25 protein-coding genes are annotated in these 24,348 nt (G+C 46.5%); 15 read left to right on the top strand and 10 right to left on the bottom strand.

Going from position 1 to position 24,348, the window contains the following annotated elements; all coding sequences use genetic code 11:
• The first annotated feature begins 23 nt into the window (after positions 1 to 23).
• The 4 genes from BOQ04_RS00980 to lysS all read left to right on the top strand — a co-directional run bounded on the left by BOQ04_RS00980 (position 24) and on the right by lysS (position 5,486).
• A complete protein-coding gene (locus BOQ04_RS00980) occupies positions 24 to 995 on the top strand; it encodes a hypothetical protein (protein WP_076022909.1) in 972 nt (323 codons plus the stop codon).
• Positions 996 to 1,005: 10 nt separating this feature from the next.
• Positions 1,006 to 2,757 (top strand): single-stranded-DNA-specific exonuclease RecJ, encoded by a 1,752-nt coding sequence (recJ, locus tag BOQ04_RS00975; RefSeq protein WP_076022908.1) that lies wholly within the window; start codon positions 1,006 to 1,008, stop codon positions 2,755 to 2,757.
• A 46-nt stretch (positions 2,758 to 2,803) separates the two neighbouring features.
• Positions 2,804 to 3,908, top strand: a protein-coding gene (gene prfB / locus BOQ04_RS00970) for a peptide chain release factor 2 (RefSeq protein WP_198929260.1) whose coding sequence is annotated in 2 segments (ribosomal slippage) — positions 2,804 to 2,875 and positions 2,877 to 3,908 — 1,104 coding nt in all. Because the reading frame shifts where the segments join, the coding sequence is not laid out codon by codon here.
• 33 nt (positions 3,909 to 3,941) lie between these two features.
• Positions 3,942 to 5,486 (top strand): lysine--tRNA ligase, encoded by a 1,545-nt coding sequence (gene lysS / locus BOQ04_RS00965; RefSeq protein WP_076022907.1) that lies wholly within the window; start codon positions 3,942 to 3,944, stop codon positions 5,484 to 5,486.
• An 86-nt stretch (positions 5,487 to 5,572) separates the two neighbouring features.
• Here the strand turns inward: lysS and cysK are convergent, their stop codons facing one another.
• The gene (gene cysK, locus BOQ04_RS00960; protein ID WP_076022906.1) at positions 5,573 to 6,547 is read right to left on the bottom strand and encodes a cysteine synthase A; all 975 of its coding nucleotides are present in this window, start codon (positions 6,545 to 6,547) and stop codon (positions 5,573 to 5,575) included.
• A gap of 91 nt (positions 6,548 to 6,638) precedes the next feature.
• Positions 6,639 to 7,136, bottom strand: coding sequence for a disulfide bond formation protein B (locus BOQ04_RS00955; protein ID WP_076022905.1), 498 nt, complete (start codon positions 7,134 to 7,136; stop codon positions 6,639 to 6,641).
• 142 nt (positions 7,137 to 7,278) lie between these two features.
• Here BOQ04_RS00955 and BOQ04_RS00950 point away from each other — a divergent pair, with 142 nt between their 5' ends.
• From BOQ04_RS00950 to BOQ04_RS00930, 6 genes are all read left to right on the top strand, one after another.
• Entirely contained in the window at positions 7,279 to 8,055 is a 777-nt protein-coding gene (locus tag BOQ04_RS00950; RefSeq protein ID WP_076022904.1) for a ferredoxin--NADP reductase, read from the top strand.
• A gap of 102 nt (positions 8,056 to 8,157) precedes the next feature.
• Positions 8,158 to 8,322 (top strand): hypothetical protein, encoded by a 165-nt coding sequence (locus BOQ04_RS10770; protein WP_198929275.1) that lies wholly within the window; start codon positions 8,158 to 8,160, stop codon positions 8,320 to 8,322.
• A gap of 17 nt (positions 8,323 to 8,339) precedes the next feature.
• Complete coding sequence (locus BOQ04_RS00945) at positions 8,340 to 9,134, top strand: sulfite exporter TauE/SafE family protein (protein WP_076022903.1); 795 nt, start codon at positions 8,340 to 8,342, stop codon at positions 9,132 to 9,134.
• Positions 9,131 to 9,859 (top strand): phosphoadenylyl-sulfate reductase, encoded by a 729-nt coding sequence (locus BOQ04_RS00940; RefSeq protein ID WP_076022902.1) that lies wholly within the window; start codon positions 9,131 to 9,133, stop codon positions 9,857 to 9,859. The genes BOQ04_RS00945 and BOQ04_RS00940 overlap by 4 nt, the downstream gene beginning before the upstream one ends.
• Before the next feature lie 46 nt (positions 9,860 to 9,905).
• Entirely contained in the window at positions 9,906 to 10,829 is a 924-nt protein-coding gene (cysD, locus tag BOQ04_RS00935) for a sulfate adenylyltransferase subunit CysD (protein ID WP_076022901.1), read from the top strand.
• Positions 10,829 to 12,184: a sulfate adenylyltransferase subunit 1 gene (locus BOQ04_RS00930; RefSeq protein ID WP_076022900.1), complete on the top strand. Its 1,356-nt coding sequence runs from the start codon at positions 10,829 to 10,831 to the stop codon at positions 12,182 to 12,184. The genes cysD and BOQ04_RS00930 overlap by 1 nt, the downstream gene beginning before the upstream one ends.
• A gap of 1 nt (position 12,185) precedes the next feature.
• Here BOQ04_RS00930 and fdx read toward each other — a convergent pair whose 3' ends face one another.
• The 8 genes from fdx to uvrB all read right to left on the bottom strand — a co-directional run bounded on the left by fdx (position 12,186) and on the right by uvrB (position 19,756).
• Positions 12,186 to 12,524 carry an ISC system 2Fe-2S type ferredoxin gene (gene fdx / locus BOQ04_RS00925; protein ID WP_076022899.1) on the bottom strand — a complete coding sequence of 113 codons (339 nt, stop codon included), beginning with the start codon at positions 12,522 to 12,524 and terminating at the stop codon, positions 12,186 to 12,188.
• A gap of 30 nt (positions 12,525 to 12,554) precedes the next feature.
• A complete protein-coding gene (gene hscA, locus BOQ04_RS00920; RefSeq protein WP_076022898.1) occupies positions 12,555 to 14,420 on the bottom strand; it encodes a Fe-S protein assembly chaperone HscA in 1,866 nt (621 codons plus the stop codon).
• Between the two features lie 17 nt (positions 14,421 to 14,437).
• Positions 14,438 to 14,977 carry a Fe-S protein assembly co-chaperone HscB gene (gene hscB / locus BOQ04_RS00915; protein WP_076022897.1) on the bottom strand — a complete coding sequence of 180 codons (540 nt, stop codon included), beginning with the start codon at positions 14,975 to 14,977 and terminating at the stop codon, positions 14,438 to 14,440.
• Complete coding sequence (iscA, locus tag BOQ04_RS00910) at positions 14,943 to 15,266, bottom strand: iron-sulfur cluster assembly protein IscA (protein ID WP_076022896.1); 324 nt, start codon at positions 15,264 to 15,266, stop codon at positions 14,943 to 14,945. Before iscA ends, hscB begins: the two co-directional genes overlap by 35 nt.
• Positions 15,267 to 15,287: 21 nt before the next feature.
• Positions 15,288 to 15,674, bottom strand: a complete 387-nt coding sequence (gene iscU, locus BOQ04_RS00905) for a Fe-S cluster assembly scaffold IscU (RefSeq protein WP_076022895.1) — start codon at positions 15,672 to 15,674, stop codon at positions 15,288 to 15,290.
• A gap of 29 nt (positions 15,675 to 15,703) precedes the next feature.
• Positions 15,704 to 16,963, bottom strand: coding sequence for an IscS subfamily cysteine desulfurase (locus BOQ04_RS00900; RefSeq protein ID WP_076022894.1), 1,260 nt, complete (start codon positions 16,961 to 16,963; stop codon positions 15,704 to 15,706).
• Between the two features lie 15 nt (positions 16,964 to 16,978).
• Positions 16,979 to 17,548 carry a Fe-S cluster assembly transcription factor gene (locus tag BOQ04_RS00895; RefSeq protein WP_076022893.1) on the bottom strand — a complete coding sequence of 190 codons (570 nt, stop codon included), beginning with the start codon at positions 17,546 to 17,548 and terminating at the stop codon, positions 16,979 to 16,981.
• Between the two features lie 141 nt (positions 17,549 to 17,689).
• Positions 17,690 to 19,756 (bottom strand): excinuclease ABC subunit UvrB, encoded by a 2,067-nt coding sequence (gene uvrB / locus BOQ04_RS00890; protein WP_076022892.1) that lies wholly within the window; start codon positions 19,754 to 19,756, stop codon positions 17,690 to 17,692.
• 247 nt (positions 19,757 to 20,003) lie between these two features.
• Between uvrB and BOQ04_RS00885 the strand changes: the two genes are divergently transcribed.
• Genes BOQ04_RS00885 through BOQ04_RS00865 form a run of 5 tightly spaced genes read left to right on the top strand, consistent with a single transcriptional unit; the run spans position 20,004 to position 24,346 of the window.
• On the top strand, positions 20,004 to 21,203 hold the full coding sequence (locus BOQ04_RS00885) for an amino acid aminotransferase (RefSeq protein WP_076022891.1): 1,200 nt from the start codon (positions 20,004 to 20,006) through the stop codon (positions 21,201 to 21,203).
• A gap of 30 nt (positions 21,204 to 21,233) precedes the next feature.
• The gene (locus BOQ04_RS00880; RefSeq protein WP_076022890.1) at positions 21,234 to 22,523 is read left to right on the top strand and encodes a polyhydroxyalkanoate depolymerase; all 1,290 of its coding nucleotides are present in this window, start codon (positions 21,234 to 21,236) and stop codon (positions 22,521 to 22,523) included.
• A 56-nt stretch (positions 22,524 to 22,579) separates the two neighbouring features.
• On the top strand, positions 22,580 to 23,272 hold the full coding sequence (gene rsxB / locus BOQ04_RS00875; protein WP_076022889.1) for an electron transport complex subunit RsxB: 693 nt from the start codon (positions 22,580 to 22,582) through the stop codon (positions 23,270 to 23,272).
• On the top strand, positions 23,272 to 23,928 hold the full coding sequence (nth, locus tag BOQ04_RS00870; RefSeq protein ID WP_076022888.1) for an endonuclease III: 657 nt from the start codon (positions 23,272 to 23,274) through the stop codon (positions 23,926 to 23,928). The genes rsxB and nth overlap by 1 nt, the downstream gene beginning before the upstream one ends.
• Positions 23,921 to 24,346 (top strand): DUF1841 family protein, encoded by a 426-nt coding sequence (locus BOQ04_RS00865; protein ID WP_076023153.1) that lies wholly within the window; start codon positions 23,921 to 23,923, stop codon positions 24,344 to 24,346. Before nth ends, BOQ04_RS00865 begins: the two co-directional genes overlap by 8 nt.
• Positions 24,347 to 24,348 lie beyond the last annotated feature (2 nt).

Genomic DNA, 24,348 nt, shown 5'->3' with positions numbered 1-24,348 from the left:
CATCAATCTGATGGAATACTTAAATGCCACCTAAAATCAGGGGAATGAGTGCAAATTCAACCCTAAAACGCTTTACCCTCATGCTGTCTGGAGAAGACTTTTTGGATAACGACGTCCAAGAATCCTTAGATGGCGCCCCAGCCAATGGCTTACCGCATGAGCGCTTTCTGCTTGGCGCTAAGCTACCAATCGCCCCAGTTCTTCTGCTTGGTCAGTCTGACCAGGCATTCGATCCAAACCTATCGATTGCCTGCCTACAGCCAGTTCATTTTCATGCCACCCGAGACCACTTGGTTCTCTTAGGCCAATCTCAGGTGAATCTGACAGCTTCAGAATCCGCCCAATTACTGCAAGCAGCACTTCCATTTATTGAGGAAGACTTTGAATCACCCCTCCTTTTTAATGGCGGAAATGATTGGTTTATTCAGGCTGGGCCATTTACAAGCCTAGCCACGCATAGCGTTGATCAAGCTCATGGCCGCAATATAGATTGGTGGATGCCCAGAGATACTGATCAGGAAGGGGTAGCCAAGCGTTGGCGCAAACTTCAAAATGAAATCCAGATGCTTTGGCATGTAGACCCCACAAATGAGGAACGTACCGCACGCGGCCTTCCCAGCATCAATTCCCTGTGGATTAGCGGCATTGGCAAACTCCAAGATGTGCAGACACCCATGCCATTGCAAGAAGTGAAAATGCTTTGTGGATCTCATCCACTTTTGCCTGGTTTAGCAAAATATCTGGGAATTACTCATCAAGAGCAATTAGACCCTTCGCAATTGATAAATACTTTTGCCTGGTTGAATCAGGCCGAGAGTATTTGGCCAATACTCACTCAAGCACTGATCGATAAGCAGTTGGATGAAATTGAATTGATTGATTTTCCAAAAGGTAAATTGCGTCAACGCATCTTCAAAATAGGTGATCTCTACAAGAGATCTTGGAAGATTTGGAATAAACCAACAATGCGCTCTTGGCAAGAAATTGCTGAATAAACATCACATCATGAGTCAATTTTCAGCACGTCCCTTCTCCGAACGCACTGCACTTTGGCTGCAGCAAAGCGGCTTACATCCCCTACTTGCAAGGCTATTTGCCGCAAGGGGCGTTGATTCTCCGGAAGACCTCCCTTTAGATCTGAAGCGATTGCTCTCACCCACAGAATTAAAAAATTGCATTAGCACTGCCGCACTTTTAGCGGACATCTTTGAGAAGAATGAGCCCATACTGGTGGTGGCTGATTATGATTGCGATGGAGCGACCGCCTGCGCCGTAGCGCTTCGTGGGCTGAAAATGCTGGGTGGTCCTGAAATACCCGTGCAATTTCTGGTGCCAAATCGCTTTACGATGGGTTATGGACTGACCCCTGAAGTGGTGGAATTGGCAGCGCAACAAATACCAAAACCGCGTTACTTAATTACCGTTGATAACGGGATTGCCAGTGTGGCTGGTGTAGATCGCGCGCGCGAACTCGGTATGGAAGTTATCGTTACGGACCACCACCTGCCCGGAGATACGCTCCCCAAAGCCAGTGCGCTAGTCAATCCCAACCAACCCGGCTGCAGCTTCCCCAGCAAAGCTTTAGCTGGTGTAGGTGTTATTTTTTATCTTTTAGTTGCCCTGCGCGCAGAGCTACGAAAGCGCGGTAAATTTACCAGCGAGAACCAGCCGAAAATTGAAAATCTGTTAGATCTAGTCGCACTGGGTACTGTGGCAGATGTTGCGCAACTAGATCGTAATAATCGCATCCTAGTTGCCAATGGCTTAAAACGAATTCGTGCCGGCATCTCGCAAGCCGGTATGCAAGCCTTATTTCAAGTAGCCAATCGAGATCCTCGTAAAGCCAATACATTTGATCTTGGGTTTGCAGTAGGGCCTAGGCTCAATGCTGCAGGGCGCCTTGCGGATATGACTTTAGGCATCCGCTTATTACTGAGTGATACACAAGAAGAGGCCTATGAGCTAGCGCATGAGTTGGATCGCATTAATCGTGAACGCCGCGTCATTGAAACGGGTATGCAAGAGACCGCTCTTGCCCATTTGCAAGAAGATCAGATTGCCGGGAGTATTGAGGGACGCAACAGTATTTGCTTATGGCACTCAGAATGGCATCAAGGGGTGGTCGGGATTGTTGCCTCTCGCCTCAAAGAGCGCTTTAATCGCCCCGCGATCGTATTTGCTCCAGCCGATGGCGCTACTGGTGAAGAATTACGTGGCTCAGGTAGATCTATCACTGGCTTTCACTTAAGAGATGCCTTGGATATTGTTTCGAAGCGTGAGCCAGGCTTAATCTTGAAATTTGGCGGTCATGCCATGGCAGCAGGCTTATCGATTCGTCAGGCTGATTTTGAAAAATTTGATACCCTTTTTCAGACGGTATCAAAGGAATTGCTCAACGATGAACTGCTTGAGCGTAAACATATTCATGATGGCACCTTATCTGCTGCAGACTTTACCCCAGAAATTGGTGATCTATTAGCAGAGGAAATTTGGGGGCAAGGCTTTCCACAGCCTATTTTTTATGGGGAGTTTGAGATTGGACAGCAAAGCCTCATGAAAGAAAAACATCTGCGCCTACAACTTCGCCCCTTAGGAAATGGGGCTCTAGATTCGAAACCCCTCACGGGAGTCTGGTTCAATCGCACACAAACCTTACCAGCCAAAGCAAAGCTGGCCTATCGGATTGCCACGGACCGCTATCAGGGGCAAGCCCGTGTACAGCTGATGATTGAAGCGCATGACGAAGATATTGCCTAACCCCCTACTTCAGGGCAAGGATCAATAACCACCTTATAATTAGGGGATGGAAGCCGAACAATTAAACAGTATTTCAAACACCCTCTCCGATCTGCTCGTGCGCGAGCAAGCACTTCGGGGGTATCTTTGACTTCGAAGTAAAGTCACGCCGCCTTACCGAAGTTAATTTCATTCTGGAAGATCCCACCATTTGGGATGACCAGAAGAAAGCGCAAGCCCTCGGCAAAGAGAAAAAATTGCTTGATGGTGTTGTTACCACTCTTACTGATTTAAATACCAATATCACTGGTGCCATTGAATTATTTGATATGGCCAAAGAAGAAGGTGATTTTGAGACCATCGCTGCTATTGAGCAGGACTCAGAAGCCTATAGCAAAATCATTGGTGACCTCGAGTTCCGTCGCATGTTCCATAACGAAATGGATTCCTGCAATTGCTTTATTGATATTCAGGCGGGCGCTGGTGGTACCGAGGCATGCGACTGGGCGAGCATGCTCTATCGTCAATACCTCAAGTATTGCGAACGAAAAGGCTACAAGACTGAAATTTTGGAAGAGTCTGATGGCGACGTTGCTGGCATCAAAAGCGCCACGATTAAAGTCGATGGTGAGTATGCCTACGGACACCTACGCTCAGAGACAGGTGTCCATCGCTTAGTACGTAAGTCTCCATTTGATTCGTCCAATGGACGTCATACTTCCTTCGCCAGTATTTACGTCTATCCTGAAATTGATGATTCGATTGAGATTGACGTCAATCCTGCTGACATCCGTACTGATACCTATCGTGCCTCGGGTGCGGGTGGGCAACACATTAATAAAACTGACTCTGCAGTTCGTTTAACTCATATACCAACAGGTATTGTGGTGCAGTGTCAAAACGATCGCAGCCAACACCGCAATCGCGCAGAAGCCATGAGCATGCTCAAGTCAAGACTATACGAACATGAGATGCAAAAGCGTCGTGCCGAACAAGATAAGTTGGAAGCTAGCAAAACCGACGTTGGTTGGGGTCATCAAATCCGCTCGTATGTACTTGATCAAAGTCGCATTAAAGACTTACGCACTAACGTTGAGATCTCCAATACCCAGAAGGTGTTAGATGGTGATCTTGATGCCTTTATTGAAGCCAGCCTGAAGCAAGGCGTTTAAACCGAATTCTCTTACCCGTATCGCGCTAAAGACATGAACGATAAAACCCATCCATCCCCCGCAAACGAACCCGTTGATGAAAATCACATCATTGCAGAGCGTCGCGAGAAGTTAGCCAAACTACGCGCAGGCGGGGTAGCTTTTCCAAATGATTTCGTACCCACCCATTTAGCCGCAGACTTGCACGCCCATTACGATGGCTTTTCAAAAGAAGAATTGGCTGAGAAAAACATTCACGTCAAAGTTGCGGGCCGGATGGTGTTAAAGCGCGTAATGGGTAAAGCCAGCTTTGCAACGATTCAAGATCGTAGTGGACAAATTCAGTTTTATATCAATGATGAAATCAGTGGTGCTGACACCCATGGCGCATTTAAGCATTGGGATATGGGCGACTTTATTTCAGCCGAAGGGAAGCTCTTCAAGACCAACAAAGGCGAGCTCTCAGTAGAGTCAAGTAATTTACGCCTTCTCAGCAAATCCCTACGCCCCCTACCAGACAAGTTTCATGGCTTATCTGATTTGGAAACAAAATATCGTCAACGATATGTTGACCTGATTGTGAATCCAGAGAGTCGCAATACATTTAAAGCACGCAGCAATGCCATTGCTTCATTGCGCCGCCATATGCTTGAGGCTGACTTCATGGAAGTCGAGACCCCAATGCTTCACCCGATTCCAGGTGGCGCAACCGCTAAGCCATTTATCACCCACCACAATGCCTTGGATATGCAGATGTTCTTGCGTATTGCGCCAGAGCTCTATTTAAAGCGCTTGGTAGTTGGTGGCTTTGAGCGCGTTTTTGAAATTAATCGCAACTTCCGCAACGAAGGCGTCAGCCCACGTCACAATCCCGAATTTACGATGATGGAATTCTATGCAGCCTATACGGATTACCGTTGGCTCATGGACTTTACTGAGGGCTTGATTCGTGCAGCAGCAGTCGATGCACAAGGTACAGCCGTCTTAACGCATCAAGGTCGTGAACTAGATTTAAGTAAGCCTTTTCAACGCTTAACGATCAATGAAGCCATCCTAAAATACTGCGGTCAATCTGGCAAAAGCTATGAGGTATCTCAATTAGACGACGCTGATTTCATTCGCACTGAACTGAAAAAAGGTGGCGAGAACCCAGATAGCCCCACTCTTAAAAATGCCGGTATTGGTGCCTTGCAATTAGCCCTCTTTGAATTGGTAGCTGAAGAGCACCTCTGGGAGCCAACTTACATCATCGATTATCCGATTGAAGTGAGCCCATTAGCACGCGAGTCTGACACACGCCCAGGTATTACCGAACGCTTTGAGCTATTCATCACCGGTCGTGAAATTGCCAATGGCTTCTCCGAATTAAATGATGCTGAAGATCAAGCCAATCGTTTCCGCAAGCAAGTGGAGCAAAAAGAGGCGGGCGACGAAGAGGCTATGTATTTTGACCATGATTTCATCCGCGCTCTTGAATACGGCATGCCTCCAACTGGCGGCTGCGGTATTGGTATTGACCGCTTAGTCATGTTGCTTACCGATGCACCCAACATTCGGGATGTGATTTTGTTTCCGCATTTACGTCGCGAGGAAGAGTAATTTTAAATATTGGGCAAGCGAATTCTCAGTAGCAATAAAAAAGCACCCGAGGGTGCTTTTTTTATTCCTAGCTCTCATGCATGCACTTAGGCAGGCAAACCCTTTTCATCAAAGACGCCTTCAAATAAAGCAGAACTCAAGTAACGTTCTGCCGCATCTGGCAGTACCACAACAATAGTTTTACCAGCGTACTCAGGCTTCTTCGCTAGACGCACCGCTACTGCTGCTGCAGCCCCACAAGAAATACCAACCAAGATACCCTCTTCCCTAGCGATACGGCGTGCAAATTCAATCGCCTCTTCATTGCTCACCTGCTCGACCTTATCTACGATTGATAAATCCAAGTTATCCGGAATAAAGCCTGCGCCAATGCCCTGAATCTTATGCGGAGCTGGTTTGATTTCTTCGCCATTAAGTTTTTGAGTAATCACAGGGCTAGTAGTGGGTTCTACCGCCACTATTTCTACATTTTTCTTCTTTGTGTTCTTGAGGTAACGACCCACACCAGTAATGGTTCCGCCAGTACCGACACCAGCAACAAATACATCGATATTGCCATCGGTATCTTCCCAAATTTCTGGGCCAGTTGTTTTTTCATGAATTGCTGGGTTAGAAGGATTACTAAATTGCTGTAGCAACACATATTTGGCTGGATCGGAGTCGGCGATCTCTTTCGCTTTCGCAACGGCGCCATTCATGCCCTTAGGACCCTCTGTCAAGACAATCTTGGCACCTAAAGCAGTTAATAACTTGCGTCGTTCAATGCTCATCGTTTCTGGCATCGTTAGTGTTAGCGGAATACCTCGCGCTGCCGCTACAAATGCCAAGGCAATTCCAGTGTTACCACTGGTTGGCTCAACCAATTCCTTGCCGGGCCCAAGCAGGCCTTTTTCCCGTGCATCATTGATCATTGATACACCAATACGGCACTTAATTGAAAAGGCAGGATTACGGCCTTCGATCTTTGCTAGAACGGTGGCATTAGCACCATCAGTCACTCGATTTAAACGCACTAGAGGTGTGCGGCCAATGGTTTGAGAATTATCGGTAAAGTAAGTCATCAGGCTTTCCTTAAAGCAAAATAGGTATACAACATGAATAAGTGATACTAGGCTAGGAGTCGGTTCTTGTAAAAGAAGCTCTGGTTATAAGTTAAGCACTAATTGATCTATGCTTGAGATTTCTTAAAAAGCTCATTAATAACAGGACAAAGAGAATCGCAAACCAGAATAAGGACCATTCTGGAACTTGCAAGCCCAAGATGGCAGGAAGCTTTGCAGAGCAAAGTCCATCCGCCTTAAAGAGCCAAGGCAAAAGATTTGCCAACTGGAATTGATTAATCCAAGTCTCCAGTGGGTCAATGCCGCAAGAGGTTTCAGGATGAGAAAGCAACCAGACTTGATGTCCAGCCACCGATATTCCATAGCCCGCCGAAATAATAGCCAACCCATGAAACAACTTTCTAGCCGAGGAAAATCTCGCAGCTAAGAGGCAAGTAAGGGCTACCCCCAAATAAGCAACGCGCTGCAATATACACAGTGGGCAGGGCATAAAGCTCACCCCCTGATAGCCCACTTGCTGAAGAATCACGGCAAAAGCAACTAAGCCAAGAGATAAAAGGGAGATATAAAGGTATTGGCTCTGACGCATGGGTAAATGATAGCTCCGTTAAGGGAGGTGTCCTTATAACTAAAAATTGATTTGATATGAGAAGTTAATCCGGCTTTCACGGGCTAACAAGGCAAATTATGAGGATAATCACCGTTTTACCTTAATTTACTAAGCTTTCCTCATGGCCGCATACAACACCGAAACAGTCCTTACCGTTCACCACTGGAACGATACCCTCTTTAGCTTCACCACCACTCGCAATAAGGGTTTACGCTTTCGTAGCGGCCATTTCCTGATGATTGGCCTGGAGGTTGAGGGCAAGCCCTTGGTGCGAGCTTATAGCGTAGCCAGCCCTAATTACGAAGAACATCTCGAGTTTTTAAGCATTAAGGTGCAAGACGGCCCCCTCACCTCGCGCCTGCAAAAAATTCAAGTGGGTGACCCGATTTTGGTTAGCGAGAAATCTGTTGGTACTTTGGTGATTGACGATCTCAATCCTGGAAAGCACCTCTATCTCTTTAGCACTGGCACTGGCCTTGCTCCATTTATGAGCATCATTCGGGATCCTGAGACCTACGATAAGTTTGAGAAGGTTGTGTTAATTCATGGCGTTCGACTTGTAAGCGAATTAGCCTATGGTGACTACATCAAGAATGAGCTCTCCCAAGACGAGTTCCTAGGCGAATTAATTCGCGACAAACTCATCTACTACCCAACAGTAACCCGTGAAGCCTTTAAGCACACCGGACGCTTAACTACTGCAATCGAGTCTGGTCAGCTCTTCAAAGATATTGGCTTGCCCCCCTTAGATCCAGCAGTAGATCGCGCCATGATATGTGGCAGCCCCTCCATGCTCAAAGAAACCTGTGAAATGCTTGACTCCAGAGGCTTCAAGGTTTCGCCAAGCCTCGGCCAACTCGGCGACTACGTATTTGAACGCGCCTTCGTAGAGAAATAATCTATATATCTAAAAGTCATATAAGTATCGCTATATATTTCTTGTAGATATATAGAAGCCTTGGTAAATTGTGTTTCATACGCTATTTACCAAGGATTTGAAATGTCACCCGTAAGAGAACATTACAACCCAGTTATCACCCAACTATTGCGCGAGCATGATTGCTTACCGCATGACATGGTCAATGAGCGGAAGTCTTTTCAGCGCCAAATTCTCTTTCTCATGAATGCCATCAAACTCGAAGAGTTTGAGCAATCATTTGCATAATTAAACAGTGGCCCCTCATGATCCAATTTTTTATTGATTCTTCACAATTTATTCTCTCAGGAGCTCTCGTCGGTTTATTGGTTGGAATGACAGGCGTAGGTGGCGGTTCATTGATGACGCCTTTGCTCACCATCATCTTTGGTGTTGCTCCAACTACTGCTGTGGGCACTGACCTTGCATTCGCAGCCCTTACTAAAGGGTTTGGCACTGCAGCACATCGGCTCCACGGAAATGTACGCTGGAATATAGTTGCTTTACTATGCATCGGCAGCATCACCACTGCTGTCTTGTCCATTTTGACCTTAAAGTATGTGGGTCCAGTTTCAAAAGATTTCACGCACCTCATTAGCCTTTCAATCGGCGTCTCGGTTTTGCTAACTGCGGCCTCACTTTTATTCAGAGCAAAAATACTCAAATGGGTACAAGCTAATCCGAACTACCTACCTAGTGGATTTGCATTAAAGCTTGCAACTATTGCTGTAGGCGCAGTGATTGGGGTTCTTGTCACCATTTCATCAATTGGCGCAGGCGCTATTGGTGCTACCCTCATTCTGATTCTCTATCCACATCTCAGAGCCGCAGAAGTTGCTGGTACGGATATAGCCTATGCCGTTCCGCTTACAGCTTTGGCTGGCATAGGTCATTGGTGGCTGGGCAATGTCCATTTTGACCTGCTTTTTGGCCTTTTAATTGGCTCAGTACCAGCAATTTGGTTGGGCGCTAAACTCTCGAGCACCCTTTCAGAGAAAGTCACTAGAATGACTCTCGCCAGCACCCTCTTCTTAGTCGGGATTAAATTAGTTTGTTCATGATGACTCCGCAACTTTGGTCAATACCAGTAAGCACCCTCACACCAGAACAATTAGCTGAAAAGTCAGCTACGCTCTACAAACGATTGCAGGACATTGGTGCACGCTTCTCTAAGGTGCGTTTTGCTACAAGCTTAGCCGCTGAAGACATGGTGATAACGGACGCCATCTCTAAAACCAAAACTTCAATTGCTTTATTCACATTAGCTACCGGTCGCTTACATCAAGAGACGGTTGATATGGTCAAGACTACTGAAGATCAGTATGGATTGCGGATTGACAAAATCTATCCTCATGAAGTTGATATTGATGCTTTCGTAGATCAATATGGCATGAATGGTTTTTACGATGGTGAAGAAGCCAAAAAGGCCTGCTGTGGCGCCCGCAAAATCAAACCTCTCAATGCTGCCTTAATTGGCGCAGATGCCTGGTTGACTGGTCAACGTCGTGAACAGTCAACCACCCGCACAGAATTGCATTTTGAGGAGATGGATGAAGCCAGAGGGATCGCCAAATTCAATCCTTTATTTGACTGGACGGAGGCAGACATCTGGGCCTACATCAAACAAGAGAGCGTGCCTATTCATCCACTGCACCTGAAGGGCTACCCTAGCATTGGTTGCGAGCCCTGCACCCGTCAAGTAAAACAAGGTGAAGATATCCGCGCGGGTCGCTGGTGGTGGCTACAAAGTGATAGCAAAGAATGTGGCTTACACATCAATCGATAAAATACATCGTTACCGAATTACCCATTAGCAAAGATCGATTTACAGAATGCAAGAACAAAAATTATTAGATGATCACTTAGATTGGCTTGAGGCTGAATCTATTTACATCATTCGTGAAGTGGTGGCTCAATGCTCCAATCCAGCGATGCTGTTTTCAGGTGGTAAAGACTCTATCGTCATGTTTCACTTGGCACGCAAGGCCTTCCAGTTTGGCGATCGCCCAGTGAGGCTGCCTTTCCCTATTTTGCATATTGATACGGGACATAATTATCCTGAAGTCATTGCCTACCGCGATGCGGTGGTTAAAAATACGGGCGTCAAATTAATCGTTGGCCATGTAGAAGACTCAATTAAAAAAGGTACAGTGCGTCTACGCAAGGCAACTGATTCACGCAACGCTGCTCAAGCTGTAACACTACTAGAAGCAATTGCTGAATATCAATTCGATGCCTTGATGGGTGGAGCCCGTCGCGATGAGGAAAAAGCCCGCGCTAAAGAGCGCATATTCTCCTTCCGCGATGAATTCGGTCAATGGGATCCAAAGGCACAGCGTCCTGAGTTATGGAATCTCTATAACGCTCGTATCGCCCAAGGTGAGAATATGCGCGTGTTCCCAATTTCTAACTGGACAGAGCTCGATATTTGGCAATATATTGCCCGCGAAAAATTAGAGTTACCAAGCATTTACTACACGCACAAGCGCGAGGTTGTACGTAAGAATAATTTATTTGTGCCCGTCACCGATATCACCCCCAAAGCTGCTGGTGATGTCAGTGAAATTTTAGACGTGCGCTTCCGTACCGTGGGCGATATTAGCTGCACCTGCCCAGTACTGAGTACTGCAGCCAATCCACTAGACATCATTGCCGAAACCGCCATTACTGAAATCACTGAGCGTGGCGCAACCCGTATGGATGATCAAACAAATGAGGCCTCAATGGAGCGCCGCAAAAAAGAAGGCTATTTCTGATGACTCAAAATATCAACCCAACTGCACAGCAAAATGTAGTGCGCTTTATTACTGCTGGAAGCGTTGACGATGGCAAAAGCACCTTAATTGGGCGCTTACTGTATGACACTAAGTCTATTCTTGTTGATCAACTGGAGTCCTTATCCAAAACCAAACATGCCCGCGTGACCTCATCCGATGCAGGCGTTGATTTAGCATTGCTCACCGATGGACTTGAGGCGGAGCGTGAACAAGGTATCACCATTGATGTAGCTTATCGCTACTTCTCGACACCCAAACGTAAGTTCATTGTTGCCGATGCCCCCGGGCATGTGCAGTACACCCGTAACCTAGTGACTGGAGCATCACAATCGGATGTTGCAGTGATACTAGTCGATGCAACCCGCGTAGATTTAAATACCAAACCCGCTACCTTGCTTGCCCAAACCAAACGCCATGCCGCTATCGTCCATTTATTGGGCTTGCGTCATGTGGTGTTTGCCGTAAATAAGATGGATCTCTTTCAGTTTGATGAAACTGTGTTTAATTCCATCAAAGAGGCTATTGAGGATTTGACCGAAAAAATTGGTCTGCCTCAACCAACCCTCATTCCAGTTTCAGCCCTCTTAGGTGCCAATGTGGTGACTGCTAGCAAAGACACCCCTTGGTATAAAGGTCCTACCTTGCTCGAATGGTTAGAGGTTTTAGATACCAGCCCTCAGTCTGAAAAAACTGCCCTACGCTTTCCGGTACAGTATGTTGCACGTCAAGATGGCAGTGCTTCTGATGACTTCCGCGGTTATCTAGGGCAAATTGAATCGGGCAGCATTCTCAAAGGGCAAAAAATTAAAGTATTACCAGGAAACCTAGAGGCAACCGTCTCGGAAATTTACCTCGGTAATCGTTCCGATCGCAATCAAGCCCATAGCAATAATGCTGTTGAATCAGCTCAGACTGGCGAAGCTGTGGCAATTTGCCTATCTGAAGATATTGATGTGTCACGTGGCTGCCTCTTTGTAAGCGCTGATGACGTAACACCACCAACGCTGAGCAAACAACTCTCTGCTGATTTATGCTGGTTAGATAGTGAGCCACTCTCTTTGAGTCGTAAGTATGCGCTGCGCCATACTACCAATACGGTAGGTGCCAAAGTAAAAGGTATTCAAAGGGTGCTGGATGTTGAAACGCTATCGCACGCCAGTGATATTCACGCACTCAATACCAATGAAATTGGACGGGTCGACTTTATTTTGCAAAAGCCAATTGTTGCTGACTTGTTTGAACAATCCCAACATACTGGCGCATTCATTTTGATTGACGAAACAAGTAATCACACCGTTGCAGCCGGCATGATTCGAGAAGTGACTGCGCAGTAAATTAGTGATTTTCTTTGGCGTGGTTGATTGAGTATTTTGGTATCTCAATTACCAAATTTTCTCTTGCCACAATGGCTTGGCAAGACAGGCGCGACTGAGGGTTTAGGCCCCAGGCACGATCAAGCAAATCTTCTTCGTTTTCATCTGGGGCATTCAAGCTAGCAAAGCCCTCTTTCACAATCACATGACAAGTGGTGCAAGCGCACACCATATCGCAAGCATGTTCGATTGGAATATCGTTTTCTAACAAAGCTTCACAAATTGACGTTCCAGGTGCCACTTCAACAACCGCACCTTCAGGGCAATATTCACTATGGGGTAGAACAACAATTTGGGTCATGGTGTTTTAATTAAGTATTGTTTTTATAGATTAAATTTCTGCCACATTCTTGCCCGCTAAGGCCTTCTGGATGCTGGCATTCATGCGCTTTTGTGCAAATTCATCAGTGGCTTTAGCAGCGTGGTCTACCGCTTTACGTAACACGGCGCTGTCAGTTTCTTCCTTGAGAATTCGCTCCAGAGTAGCCATCTCTTGATCCACTGCGGCCTGCTCTTGCTCACTGAGCAGAGCACGATCACTATTTAAGGCAGTCTGAACGGCATCGAGTAAACGCTGCGCATTAACCTGTTCTTCACGCAAAGAACGAGACAAAAGATCCTCTTTGGCTGAAGCAAAGCCATCTTGCAACATCCGAGTGATCTCAGCATCCGTTAAGCCATAAGACGGCTTAATATTGATTGAGGCTTGTACACCAGAACCTTGCTCCATAGCGCTGACAGACAACAAACCATCAGCGTCCACTTGGAAGGTAACGCGAATCCGGGCCGCACCAGCTGCCATTGGAGGAATTCCGCGTAACTCAAATTTACCCAAGGAACGGCAATCATGAACCAACTCACGCTCACCCTGCACTACCGTGATCGCAAGGGCAGTTTGACCATCCTTGAAAGTCGTGAAATCTTGTGCTCTCGCAACTGGAATAGGGGTGTTACGAGGAATGATCTTTTCTACCAAGCCGCCCATAGTCTCAATACCCAAAGACAATGGAATCACATCCAATAGCAACCACTCGTCATCTTTGCTTTGATTGCCAGCCAATAAATCAGCCTGCATCGCGGCGCCCAGGGCAACCACCTGATCCGGGTTGAGGTTATTTAATGGCTGCGTACCAAACAGTTCACCAACAGCACGCTGCACATTAGGCATACGGGTTGAACCACCAACCATCACCACACCCTTCACATCCTCAGCCTTCAGACCCGCATCGCGGAGAGCTTTGCGGCAAGAAACCAAAGTCTTGGCGACCAAGGTTTGCGTCATCTCAAAGAATTGCGCCTGGCTAATGCCAACATTGACTAAGGTGCCATCACTCAAAGTTTGATGAACACGCGCCAATGGGCTATGACTCAGGTGCTCTTTTGCATTCTTGCAGCACTGCAATAAAGCACGATGATCCTGGATCGACAAAGGCGGTAAATTGGCTTGCTCAATCACCCAGCAATACAAACGATGATCAAAGTCATCGCCCCCAAGCGCAGTATCACCACCAGTAGAGAGTACTTCAAATACTCCGCGACTCATGCGCAAGATAGAAATATCAAAGGTGCCACCACCTAGGTCATAGACGGCATACACACCCTCGGAGCCATTATCTAAGCCATAGGCAATCGCTGCTGCAGTTGGTTCATTCAATAATCGCAATACTGCAATACCAGCCAATTTGGCGGCATCCTTGGTTGCCTGGCGTTGAGCATCGTCAAAATAAGCAGGCACCGTAATCACCGCACCCACAATTTCATCAGAAACAGAATCTTCTGCCAACTGACGCAAACGCGCCAAGATCTCTGCAGATACCTCAATTGGACTCTTATCACCAGCAACAGTTCTCAATTTGAGCATGCCGGGCTCATCCACAAAGTCATATGGCGCACTTTCAAGATGCTCGACATCGACTAAGCCACGGCCCATAAAACGCTTTACTGAAACAATCGTGTTTTTAGGATCAATCACCACGCTATCAAGAGCCTCAAAACCAGCTTGCGTTCTGCCATCGGGCAAATAACGTATCACTGAGGGCAGTAGCTCACGCCCCTGTTCATCTGGCAGGACTTTAGGCAAGGCATCGCGCACAATGGCAACCAAAGAATTCGTAGTCCCCAAATCAATCCCAACTGCAATGCGCCGCTGGTGAGGGGCAAGGGATTTACCGGGTTCAGAAATTTGTAATAGGGCCATAGTTTCTTAGTTTAAAGCTATACCAATGCAGATATTGCATCGTCGAGCTCAGCAGCAAATTTATCAATAAAGAGTAGCCCCCTTAGTAACTCCGCTGCTTTCTCGTAACTACTATCCACATCAATTGCTTGAGCAATTTCACTTAAGATAATTTGCTTAGATTGCTCTACTTCGGTCATCAATGTCTCGAGAGCCGCCAAGTCGTTTGCATAATCATCCAGACTTTCGCGCCACTCCATTTGCTGCATCAAAAAAGCAGCTGGCATGGCAGTATTCGTTTCGAGTTTGGCATCCACCCCATGGAGTCCACACAAATACAGTCCGCGCTGAATCGGGTTTTTAAGCGTCTGCAGTGCAGTATTGGCAAATGTTGCCATCTGCATCGCTAAGCGTTGGTCCGTATCACTACCACGGGCATGACGATCTGGATGCACCTCTTTTTGGATTGCCAAATAAGCCTGATCCAGTGCAGACAAATCGATCTTGAATTGCTGATTTAATCCAAAAAACTGGAAGTAGTTGTCAGACGCGGAAAGATTCGCCACAACCACACTCATCCTTGACGTTTGGATTTTGAAATTTAAATCCTTCGTTCAAACCCTCGCGCACAAAATCCAACTCGGTGCCATCTAAATAGGCCAAGCTTTTTGGATCAACAAATACCTTAATGCCATTCGATTCAAACATCGTATCTTCAGGGGCGGCTTCATCAACGTATTCAAGTTGATAGGCCAAACCAGAGCAGCCTGTAGTGCGAACACCTAGGCGCAAACCGCAGCCCTTGCCGCGCTTATCCAAATTACGCTGCACATGTTTCGCAGCTTTATCAGTTAAGGTAATAGCCATATAAGTACCCTACCCTCTTCTCTACTTGCCTGGGTGTTTTTCTTTGTAATCTTGAACTGCAGCCTTGATTGCATCTTCGGCCAAAATTGAGCAATGAATTTTCACAGGCGGCAGAGCTAACTCTTCAGCAATTAAGGAGTTCTTGATCTCCAAGGCTTGATCTAAAGTCTTGCCTTTTACCCACTCGGTAACCAAAGAAGATGAGGCAATGGCAGAGCCGCAACCGTAGGTCTTGAACTTTGCATCTTCGATCACGCCCGCTTCATTCACGCGAATTTGCAATTTCATGACGTCACCGCAAGCTGGTGCGCCAACCATCCCAGTACCAACGTTTTCGTCTGTTTTTGCAAACGATCCAACGTTACGTGGGTTTTCATAGTGGTCAATTACTTTGTCGCTATATGCCATGATATTTCCTCTCGAATTCTTTTATTTACTTAGTGCGCCGCCCATTGGATAGTGCTCAGATCCACACCATCTTTAAACATTTCCCATAAAGGCGAAAGTTCACGTAATTTTGCAATCTTCTCTTTCACCAAATTGATAGTGAAATCTACCTCTTCTTCCGTTGTAAAGCGCCCCAAGGTAAAACGAATTGAGCTATGCGCTAATTCATCATTGCGACCTAAAGCGCGCAATACATAAGAAGGTTCCAAGGAAGCAGAAGTGCATGCTGAACCAGATGAGATTGCTAAGTCTTTCAGCGCCATCAACATCGACTCACCTTCAACATAGTTAAAGCTGATATTCAGGTTATGGGGAACGCGATCATCCATGTCGCCGTTTACATATACTTCCTCGATATCTTTCAAGCCCGCTAACAAACGATCGCGCAAGGCACGAATACGTTTATTTTCCTCAACCATCTCAACTCGGGCAATACGGAATGCTTCGCCCATGCCAACAATCTGGTGCACAGCCAGCGTGCCAGAACGCATACCGCGCTCATGACCACCACCATGAATTTGCGCCTCAATACGAATACGCGGTTTACGACGCACGAACAATGCGCCAATACCTTTTGGTCCGTATGTTTTGTGGGCAGAAAAACTCATCAAATCCACTTTGATTTTTTCTAAATCAATTTCAACCTTGCCTGTAGCCTGGGCCGCATCTACATGGAAAATCACTCCACGAGCACGACAAAGTTCACCTATTGCAGGGATATCTTGGACAACACCAATTTCATTATTGACAAACATGACAGAAGCAAGAATCGTGCCAGGCTTCATAGCCGCCTCTAGCTGAGCAAAGTCAATCAGGCCGTTAGGCAGCACATCCAAGTAGGTCACTTCAAAACCTTCGCGCTCTAATTCGCGGCAAGTATCTAACGTAGCCTTGTGCTCGGTTTTCACAGTAATAATGTGATTACCGCGCTCTTTATAAAAGTGCGCTGCACCTTTGAGGGCCAAGTTAATACTTTCAGTAGCGCCACTAGTGAACACAATTTCACGTGGATCAGCATGTACTAACTGAGCAACCTCTGAACGCGCCCACTCAACCGCTTCTTCTGCTGCCCAGCCGTAGGCATGGCTACGAGAGGCGGCGTTACCAAACTGCTCACGCAAATAAGGCAACATTTTGTCAACCACACGCGGATCAATTGGCGTAGTTGCCGAGTAATCCATGTAGACCGGGAAATGCTTAGGACTAAACATTGGAACCGGCTGTAGTGAGGTTTCTTGTGGTGCGTTCATGATTGATTGATTTCTTTAACTTTGCTGCGCTAGATTAAAAACAGAATTAATAAGTGGTCGCTTTGGCGTGATCTCTTTTTTGACTGCAATGATAGGTGCTGGCTTATCCGTTTTAAAACCATCACCTCTCATTTTCTTTTGGCGCATGTCATGTATAACGATGCCCCGCCCTTCTTGCTGTTGTACTAAATCACGCAATGAAACAGAGCTCAGATACTCAACCATCTTCGAATTGAGGTTAGACCAAAGATCATGAGTCATGCAACGACCCTGATTGTCTTCATCGCTATGGCAATTTCCTTTGCCACCACATTGAGTTGCATCTAAAGGCTCATCAACAGCAACAATAATGTCAGCCACGCTAATCTCGTCGGATTTACGCGCTAGGGTGTATCCACCACCGGGTCCTCTGGTACTTTCAACAATGTTGAAACGGCGTAATTTGCCGAACAACTGCTCTAAGTAAGAGAGGGAAATTTTTTGTCTTTGGCTAATTCCAGCCAATGTTACAGGTCCATGCGTTTCACGCAGGGCTAAATCGATCATTGCGGTTACTGCAAAACGGCCTTTAGTTGTAAGTCTCATATGTCACCTTGGTAATGGATTGTTATGGACAGCTAACAGTCGGATGGGTAATACCCGACTATTCCACTCAACTTTACCACATTCCCCACTAATTTGCTCGGGAATTATCCCAAAAAACCAAGGGGCATTCATCCCAAAACGCTAGACAGAGTCATGAGAAATCGCTCCAAAAGCCATTTCTTTTACCTTAGCGAGGCGATCCCTGGTTGCCCCCGCCTTTTCGAACTCCAGGTTCTTAGCTTCGGCGTTCATTTGCTTCTCCAGACGCTTTATTTCGGCCGCTAGGTCTTTTTCACTCATATCCTCATAACGAGCGCGCTCTTGCTCAGATTGCATCTCAGAACGCTTCTCTTTGACGTCGTAAACCCCATCAATGATATCTTTGATGCGCTTTTGTACCCCTCTGGGCTCAATTCCATGCTCCTTATTAAAAGCAATTTGCTTGGTTCGCCTTCTTTCGGTCTCACCCATAGCGCGGCGCATCGAATCCGTAATACGGTCTGCATACAAGATGGCCTTGCCGCGAACGTTTCTTGCGGCACGGCCAATCGTCTGAATCAGACTACGCTCTGAGCGCAAGAAGCCCTCCTTGTCAGCATCCAAAATGGCCACCAAGGAAACCTCTGGAATATCCAAACCTTCGCGTAATAAATTGATACCAACCAACACATCAAAAATGCCTAAGCGTAAATCACGCAAAATTTCGACACGCTCGACTGTATCGATATCCGAATGCACGTAACGCACTTTGACGCCGTTATCCGATAAATAATCCGTTAACTGCTCTGCCATGCGCTTTGTCAGTACAGTCACTAATACGCGTTCATGTAGATTGACGCGCTCATGAATCTGCTGCAATAGGTCGTCAACCTGAGTAGTTGCCGGCAGAACTTCAATTTCTGGATCTACCAAACCAGTTGGCCTTGCAACTTGCTCCACTACTTGCCCTTGATGCGTCTTCTCATAGTCAGCCGGGGTAGCAGAAACAAAAATGGTTTGACGCATTTTGGTTTCAAACTCGGTGAACTTGAGCGGTCGATTATCCATTGCCGATGGCAAGCGAAAGCCGAATTCAACCAAGGTATGTTTTCGCGACTTATCACCGTTATACATTGCATTGAGTTGACCGATTAATACATGACTCTCATCCAAGAACATGAGCGCATCGTTAGGTAAATAGTCCACCAAGGTAGGCGGGGCATCCCCTGGAGCGGCACCAGAAAGATGGCGGGAGTAATTTTCAATCCCTTTACAAAAACCCAATTCATTGAGCATCTCCAAATCAAAGCGCGTGCGCTGCTCCAGTCGCTGCGCCTCTACTAACTTCCCGTCTTTCACAAACTCATCTAGGCGCGTGCGTAATTCAGTCTTAATCGTTTCAATGGCTTTTAGAACAGTTTCACGTGGAGTTACATAGTGAGAACTTGGGTACACAGTAAAGCGTGGAATCTTTTGACGAATACGTCCTGTTAGTGGATCAAAAAACTGCAGACTTTCAATCTCATCATCAAATAGTTCCACGCGCACTGCTAGCTCGTTGTGCTCTGCTGGAAAGATATCAATCGTGTCGCCACGCACCCTAAATACACCACGCTTGAAATCTGTTTCATTGCGGTCGTATTGCATCGCAATCAGGCGCATCAAGATATCGCGCTGACTCATCTTGTCGCCAGGGCGTAATGTCATCACCATACTGTGATAGTCGCCAGGATTACCAATACCGTAGATTGCTGAAACAGTCGCAACAATAATGACATCACGCCGCTCTAACAAACTCTTGGTAGCGGATAAACGCATCTGCTCAATATGCTCATTGATGGATGAATCTTTTTCAATGAACAAATCCCGCTGGGGAACGTACGCCTCCGGCTGGTAGTAGTCGTAATAACTAACAAAATACTCGACTGCATTGCGGGGAAAAAACTCCCGAAACTCGCTGTAAAGCTGAGCGGCCAGGGTCTTATTTGGAGCAAAAATGATGGCCGGACGTCCAGTACGGGCGATCACATTGGCCATTGTGAAGGTTTTGCCTGAGCCGGTTACCCCTAAGAGCGTCTGAAACGTCAATCCATCCTCAACGCCCGCTACGAGGGCATCAATGGCGCCTGGCTGGTCTCCAGCAGGTGGGAAGGGCTGGTAGAGCTGATATGGCGAATCTGGAAAAGTAACGAATTTCGCTGGATCCAAATCATGTCCGACCTCGCCCAAAGGGTCAACCGCTGGAACTTTTTTTATCTCAGCAACTGGGTCAACGGGGGATTTTTTTAGGGGACTTAGGGGGCATCTCAGCTATCATTTCATCTGTGAGCTTTATTCACAGCGAATTTTGTATAAACGTTGATTTTGCCGTTTTTCTTTGGAAAAAGTTGAATACGTTCTCAAAACTAAACAATTTAGCCAAATTTAACGTCGATTAATCCTGAAATAACCTATAAATTACCCCTTCTGACTCCAAATGACTCTCTTCCACTCTGTTCAATTAGCCCCTAAAGACCCTATTTTTGGCCTTACCGAAGCCTATGTTGCCGATCAACGCGCTGATAAGGTGAATTTAGGTGTGGGTGTTTATTACACAGATGAAGGCAAGATTCCACTCTTGCAAGCGGTAATTAAGGCAGAAGAAGCGCTAGTTGCAAAACACGCGCCTCGTGGCTACATCCCAATGGAGGGCCCAAGTCAATACAACCTGGCCGTTCAAACACTACTTTTTGGTAACGACTCGTCTTTAATTAAAGATGGTCGCGTTGTTACTGCTGAATGTATCGGTGGCACCGGTGCATTACGCGTAGGCGCAGATTTTATTAAGCGTCTCAACTTAAATGCCCCTGCCGCAATTAGCAATCCAACTTGGGAAAACCACCGCGGTATTTTCGAAGCAGCGGGTTTTGATGTTGTTGAGTACAGCTACTTCGATAATAAAACTCGTGGTGTTGATTTCGATGGCATGGTGAAATCCCTGGAGTCTTTCCCAAAAAATACGACTGTAGTGCTTCACGCCTGCTGCCATAACCCTACCGGCGCAGATATGACCGAAGCGCAATGGCGCCAAGTAATTGATATTTGCAAATCCAAAGAGCTGATTCCATTTTTGGACATGGCTTATCAAGGCTTTGCTGATGGCATTGAGCAAGATGGGGTTGCCGTGCGTTTATTTGCCCAATCTGGTCTCTCATTCTTTGTATCAAGCTCATTCTCTAAATCATTCTCACTCTATGGTGAGCGTGTTGGCGCACTCTCCATCGTCACAGAATCTAAGGATGAATCAGCGCGCGTCATGTCTCAACTCAAACGTGTGATTCGCACCAATTACTCAAATCCGCCCACACATGGCGGAGCAATTGCTACTGCTGTCCTGACCTCACCAGAACTACGCCAGCTTTGGGAAGATGAATTAGCGCAGATGCGCGAGCGTATTAAATCGATGCGTGAAGCGCTTGTCAGCAAATTAGCGGCCGCCGGCGCCAAACAAGATTTTGAATTTATTAATGCCCAGCGCGGTATGTTCTCTTACTCCGGCTTAACTCCAGAGCAAGTGGAGCGTTTACAAAAAGAAGACGGCATTTATGCCCTCTCAACAGGTCGTATTTGCGTAGCTGCCCTCAATACCAAAAATATTGATAAAGTAGCTACAGCGATTGCCCGCGTCATAGCGTAACAAGCGGATCACTGTTTTACAGGAGGTAATATGCTTTATCAGTTACATGAGTTTCAAAAAGCGCTACTTCAACCAATGAGCTCGTGGGCTCGTGCGGCCTCAGAGGCTTTTATTAATGCCTCCAATCCAGCATCTAAGGTTCCGGGATCAGAACGTTTAGCCGCAAGCTACGAGCTACTCTATCGCCTAGGCAAAGACTACAAAAAACCGGAGTTCGGCATTCGCTCTGTGCAAGCTCATGGACGTGAAGTCGCCATTCATGAAATTGCTACGATTACCAAACCTTTTTGTAAATTAATTCGCTTTAAACGTTTTTCTGACGATGTCGAAGTCATTAAAAAATTAAAAGAAGATCCATCTGTTTTGGTGGTTGCCCCACTTTCTGGTCACCACTCCACTTTATTGCGTGACACTGTGCGCACCCTCTTGCAGGATCATAAGGTTTACATCACCGACTGGGTAGATGCCCGCCTCGTACCAACTTCAGAGGGTGACTTTGGCCTAGATGATTATGTTCATTATGTACAGGATTTTATTCGCACGATTGGCGCAAAAGATTTGCATGTGATTTCCGTATGCCAACCTACAGTTCCGACTTTAGCGGCAATCTCCTTGATGGCTTCGGCTGGTGAAGTAACTCCAGCATCCATGATCATGATGGGTGGACCAATCGATGCCCGTAAGTCGCCTACCGCTGTGAATAACTTGGCGGACCAAAAGTCATATGAGTGGTTTGAAAGTCATGTGATTTATAAAGTTCCGCCTTCATATCCAGGCGCTGGACGTAAGGTATATCCAGGCTTCTTGCAGCACACTGGCTTTATCGCCATGAATCCGCAAAACCATTTGCAGTCTCACTGGGATTATTTCCAAAACCTAGTGCGCGGTGACGAGCAAGATGCTGAAGCCCATATTCGTTTTTATGATGAATACAACGCTGTATTGGATATGGATGCCAAATTCTATTTGGATACCATCAAAACAGTATTCCAGGATTACTCTTTACCAAACGGCACTTGGGAAGTAGCTGGTCAATTGGTGAAGCCGCAAGATATCAAAAAAACTGCTCTTCTGACGGTAGAGGGCGAATTAGATGATATTTCTGGAAGTGGCCAAACGCGTTCTGCACATGCATTGTGTGACGGCATTCCAAAAACAAGTAAGGATCATTACGAAGTTGCTGGCGCAGGTCACTATGGCATCTTCGCAGGTCGTCGTTGGCGTGAAAAGGTCTATCCAAAGATCAAATCATTCATTCGCGAGCATCAACCTGCGCAGCGAAAAACCAAAGCCCGCTTACCAAAACTAAACGCAAAGTAAGCCAAGACAATAAGAGGCCAATTGGCCTCTTATTTAATTAGTGTCTCAGGTATTCCATGAAGATCAAGCAAGCGAACGCACTTATCGATCGCCTGGAAGATATTCTTCCGCAAACTCAATGCACTAAATGCGGCTACCCCGACTGCAGAGCTTATGCTCAGGCCCTAGCGACAGGTGAGGTGCGCCCCAATCGTTGCCCACCTGGGGGTGTAGAAGGTATTCGACGCCTATCTGCCGCATTGGAACCAATTTTCCCTCAGGATGCATTTGCACAAAACCCTGTAATCGATCCAGAGTGTGGCGAAGAACGCACTAGAGCAATTGCCTTTATCGATCCTAAGCAATGTATTGGTTGCACCTTATGTATCCAAGCATGCCCTGTTGATGCCATTGTTGGCGCCTCCAAGCAGATGCATGTGGTGCTAGATCAATGGTGCACCGGCTGCGACTTGTGTCTACCACCTTGCCCGGTAGACTGCATCACGATGATTGAAGTTTCAAATCATCAAACAGGATGGGACGCATGGTCTGCAGAACTGGCTGATGAGGCTCGCTCTAGATATCATTCAAGATCATTGCGCTTAGATCGGGAAATTCGAGATAACGAAGAGCGTCTGGCTAAAAAAGCTGCGGCAAAATTAACTGTAGTTAACGCCGAAAGACCTGACTCCGAGGAAGCAAAAAAAGAGCAGGATCGCAAACGGGCAATCATTGCAGCCGCCATAGCAAGAGCAGCACAACAAAAATGATGAACCTAGAAAAACGGCACGCTTTCTTTGAATTACTCAAAGCCAACAACCCCCATCCGGAGACGGAGTTGGAGTACAGCTCACCTTTTGAGTTACTGATTGCCGTACTACTTTCTGCCCAAGCAACGGATGTCTCTGTCAATAAGGGCACTCGTCAGCTTTTTAAGATTGCCAATACTCCCCAAGCCCTTCTAGAGCTTGGGGAGGAAGGTGTAAAGCCGTACATTCAACATATTGGCTTGTTCAACTCCAAGGGCAAGCATATACAAGAAACCTGCCGCCTCTTATTAGAAAAACATCAAGGCATCGTTCCACAAACAAGGGAGGAGTTAGAAGCGCTACCAGGCGTTGGTAGAAAGACTGCTAACGTCATTTTGAATACTGCCTTTGGTCAACCTACCATGGCGGTTGATACCCATATCTTTCGAGTATCAAATCGTACCGGCCTAGCACCTGGAAAGGATGTAGTCAAAGTGGAGGAGCAGCTACTGAAACGTGTTCCTCGAGAATTTTTGCAAGATGCCCACCATTGGCTTATTCTGCATGGCAGGTATATATGCAAGGCTCGCAATCCCGAGTGCGAACAATGCATTGTCGAACCTTTATGCAGCTATAAGCAAAAAACAGGCAAAGGAAAAGTTCGTGGCGATATTTAACCCAACCCGTGAAGAAGTTAGACGTTTTTTCTGCAATACCTGGAAAAAGAAAATAGAGAATCACATCCTGACGCCGATGGAAACATTGGCCGCAGATTGGATGACCGAACATCCGGAATACCATGCAGTACTCGCCGATCCTGAGGGCGCCTTAGAGCAAGATTACACACCAGAGCGTGGCGAAACCAACCCCTTTTTGCACCTTTCAATGCATCTCTCTATTAGTGAGCAGATATCAATCGATCAGCCACCTGGCATTCGCAAGATAGCTGAAGATTTAACAAAAAAATTGGGATCAAAACACGAAGCGCAACACCAGATGATGGAATGCTTGGGTCAAGTAATGTGGGAAGCGCAGCGAGAAGGGGGGCAACTGAGCCCCGAGAAATACCTCGAGGCCCTAAAACGGCTTTGTTAATA

Origin of the sequence: Polynucleobacter sphagniphilus (genome assembly GCF_001953355.1) — a bacterium.
GTDB lineage: Bacteria > Pseudomonadota > Gammaproteobacteria > Burkholderiales > Burkholderiaceae > Polynucleobacter > Polynucleobacter sphagniphilus.
This window is presented reverse-complemented; position numbering and strand designations above follow the sequence as displayed.

Coding starts and splice junctions, on each gene's coding strand:
- BOQ04_RS00980 (WP_076022909.1), top strand. CDS start 24: ATGCCACCTAAAATCAGGGGAATGAGTGCAAATTCAACCCTAAAACGC.
- recJ (WP_076022908.1), top strand. CDS start 1,006: ATGAGTCAATTTTCAGCACGTCCCTTCTCCGAACGCACTGCACTTTGG.
- lysS (WP_076022907.1), top strand. CDS start 3,942: ATGAACGATAAAACCCATCCATCCCCCGCAAACGAACCCGTTGATGAA.
- cysK (WP_076022906.1), bottom strand. CDS start 6,547: ATGACTTACTTTACCGATAATTCTCAAACCATTGGCCGCACACCTCTA.
- BOQ04_RS00955 (WP_076022905.1), bottom strand. CDS start 7,136: ATGCGTCAGAGCCAATACCTTTATATCTCCCTTTTATCTCTTGGCTTA.
- BOQ04_RS00950 (WP_076022904.1), top strand. CDS start 7,279: ATGGCCGCATACAACACCGAAACAGTCCTTACCGTTCACCACTGGAAC.
- BOQ04_RS10770 (WP_198929275.1), top strand. CDS start 8,158: ATGTCACCCGTAAGAGAACATTACAACCCAGTTATCACCCAACTATTG.
- BOQ04_RS00945 (WP_076022903.1), top strand. CDS start 8,340: ATGATCCAATTTTTTATTGATTCTTCACAATTTATTCTCTCAGGAGCT.
- BOQ04_RS00940 (WP_076022902.1), top strand. CDS start 9,131: ATGATGACTCCGCAACTTTGGTCAATACCAGTAAGCACCCTCACACCA.
- cysD (WP_076022901.1), top strand. CDS start 9,906: ATGCAAGAACAAAAATTATTAGATGATCACTTAGATTGGCTTGAGGCT.
- BOQ04_RS00930 (WP_076022900.1), top strand. CDS start 10,829: ATGACTCAAAATATCAACCCAACTGCACAGCAAAATGTAGTGCGCTTT.
- fdx (WP_076022899.1), bottom strand. CDS start 12,524: ATGACCCAAATTGTTGTTCTACCCCATAGTGAATATTGCCCTGAAGGT.
- hscA (WP_076022898.1), bottom strand. CDS start 14,420: ATGGCCCTATTACAAATTTCTGAACCCGGTAAATCCCTTGCCCCTCAC.
- hscB (WP_076022897.1), bottom strand. CDS start 14,977: ATGAGTGTGGTTGTGGCGAATCTTTCCGCGTCTGACAACTACTTCCAG.
- iscA (WP_076022896.1), bottom strand. CDS start 15,266: ATGGCTATTACCTTAACTGATAAAGCTGCGAAACATGTGCAGCGTAAT.
- iscU (WP_076022895.1), bottom strand. CDS start 15,674: ATGGCATATAGCGACAAAGTAATTGACCACTATGAAAACCCACGTAAC.
- BOQ04_RS00900 (WP_076022894.1), bottom strand. CDS start 16,963: ATGAACGCACCACAAGAAACCTCACTACAGCCGGTTCCAATGTTTAGT.
- BOQ04_RS00895 (WP_076022893.1), bottom strand. CDS start 17,548: ATGAGACTTACAACTAAAGGCCGTTTTGCAGTAACCGCAATGATCGAT.
- BOQ04_RS00885 (WP_076022891.1), top strand. CDS start 20,004: ATGACTCTCTTCCACTCTGTTCAATTAGCCCCTAAAGACCCTATTTTT.
- BOQ04_RS00880 (WP_076022890.1), top strand. CDS start 21,234: ATGCTTTATCAGTTACATGAGTTTCAAAAAGCGCTACTTCAACCAATG.
- rsxB (WP_076022889.1), top strand. CDS start 22,580: ATGAAGATCAAGCAAGCGAACGCACTTATCGATCGCCTGGAAGATATT.
- nth (WP_076022888.1), top strand. CDS start 23,272: ATGAACCTAGAAAAACGGCACGCTTTCTTTGAATTACTCAAAGCCAAC.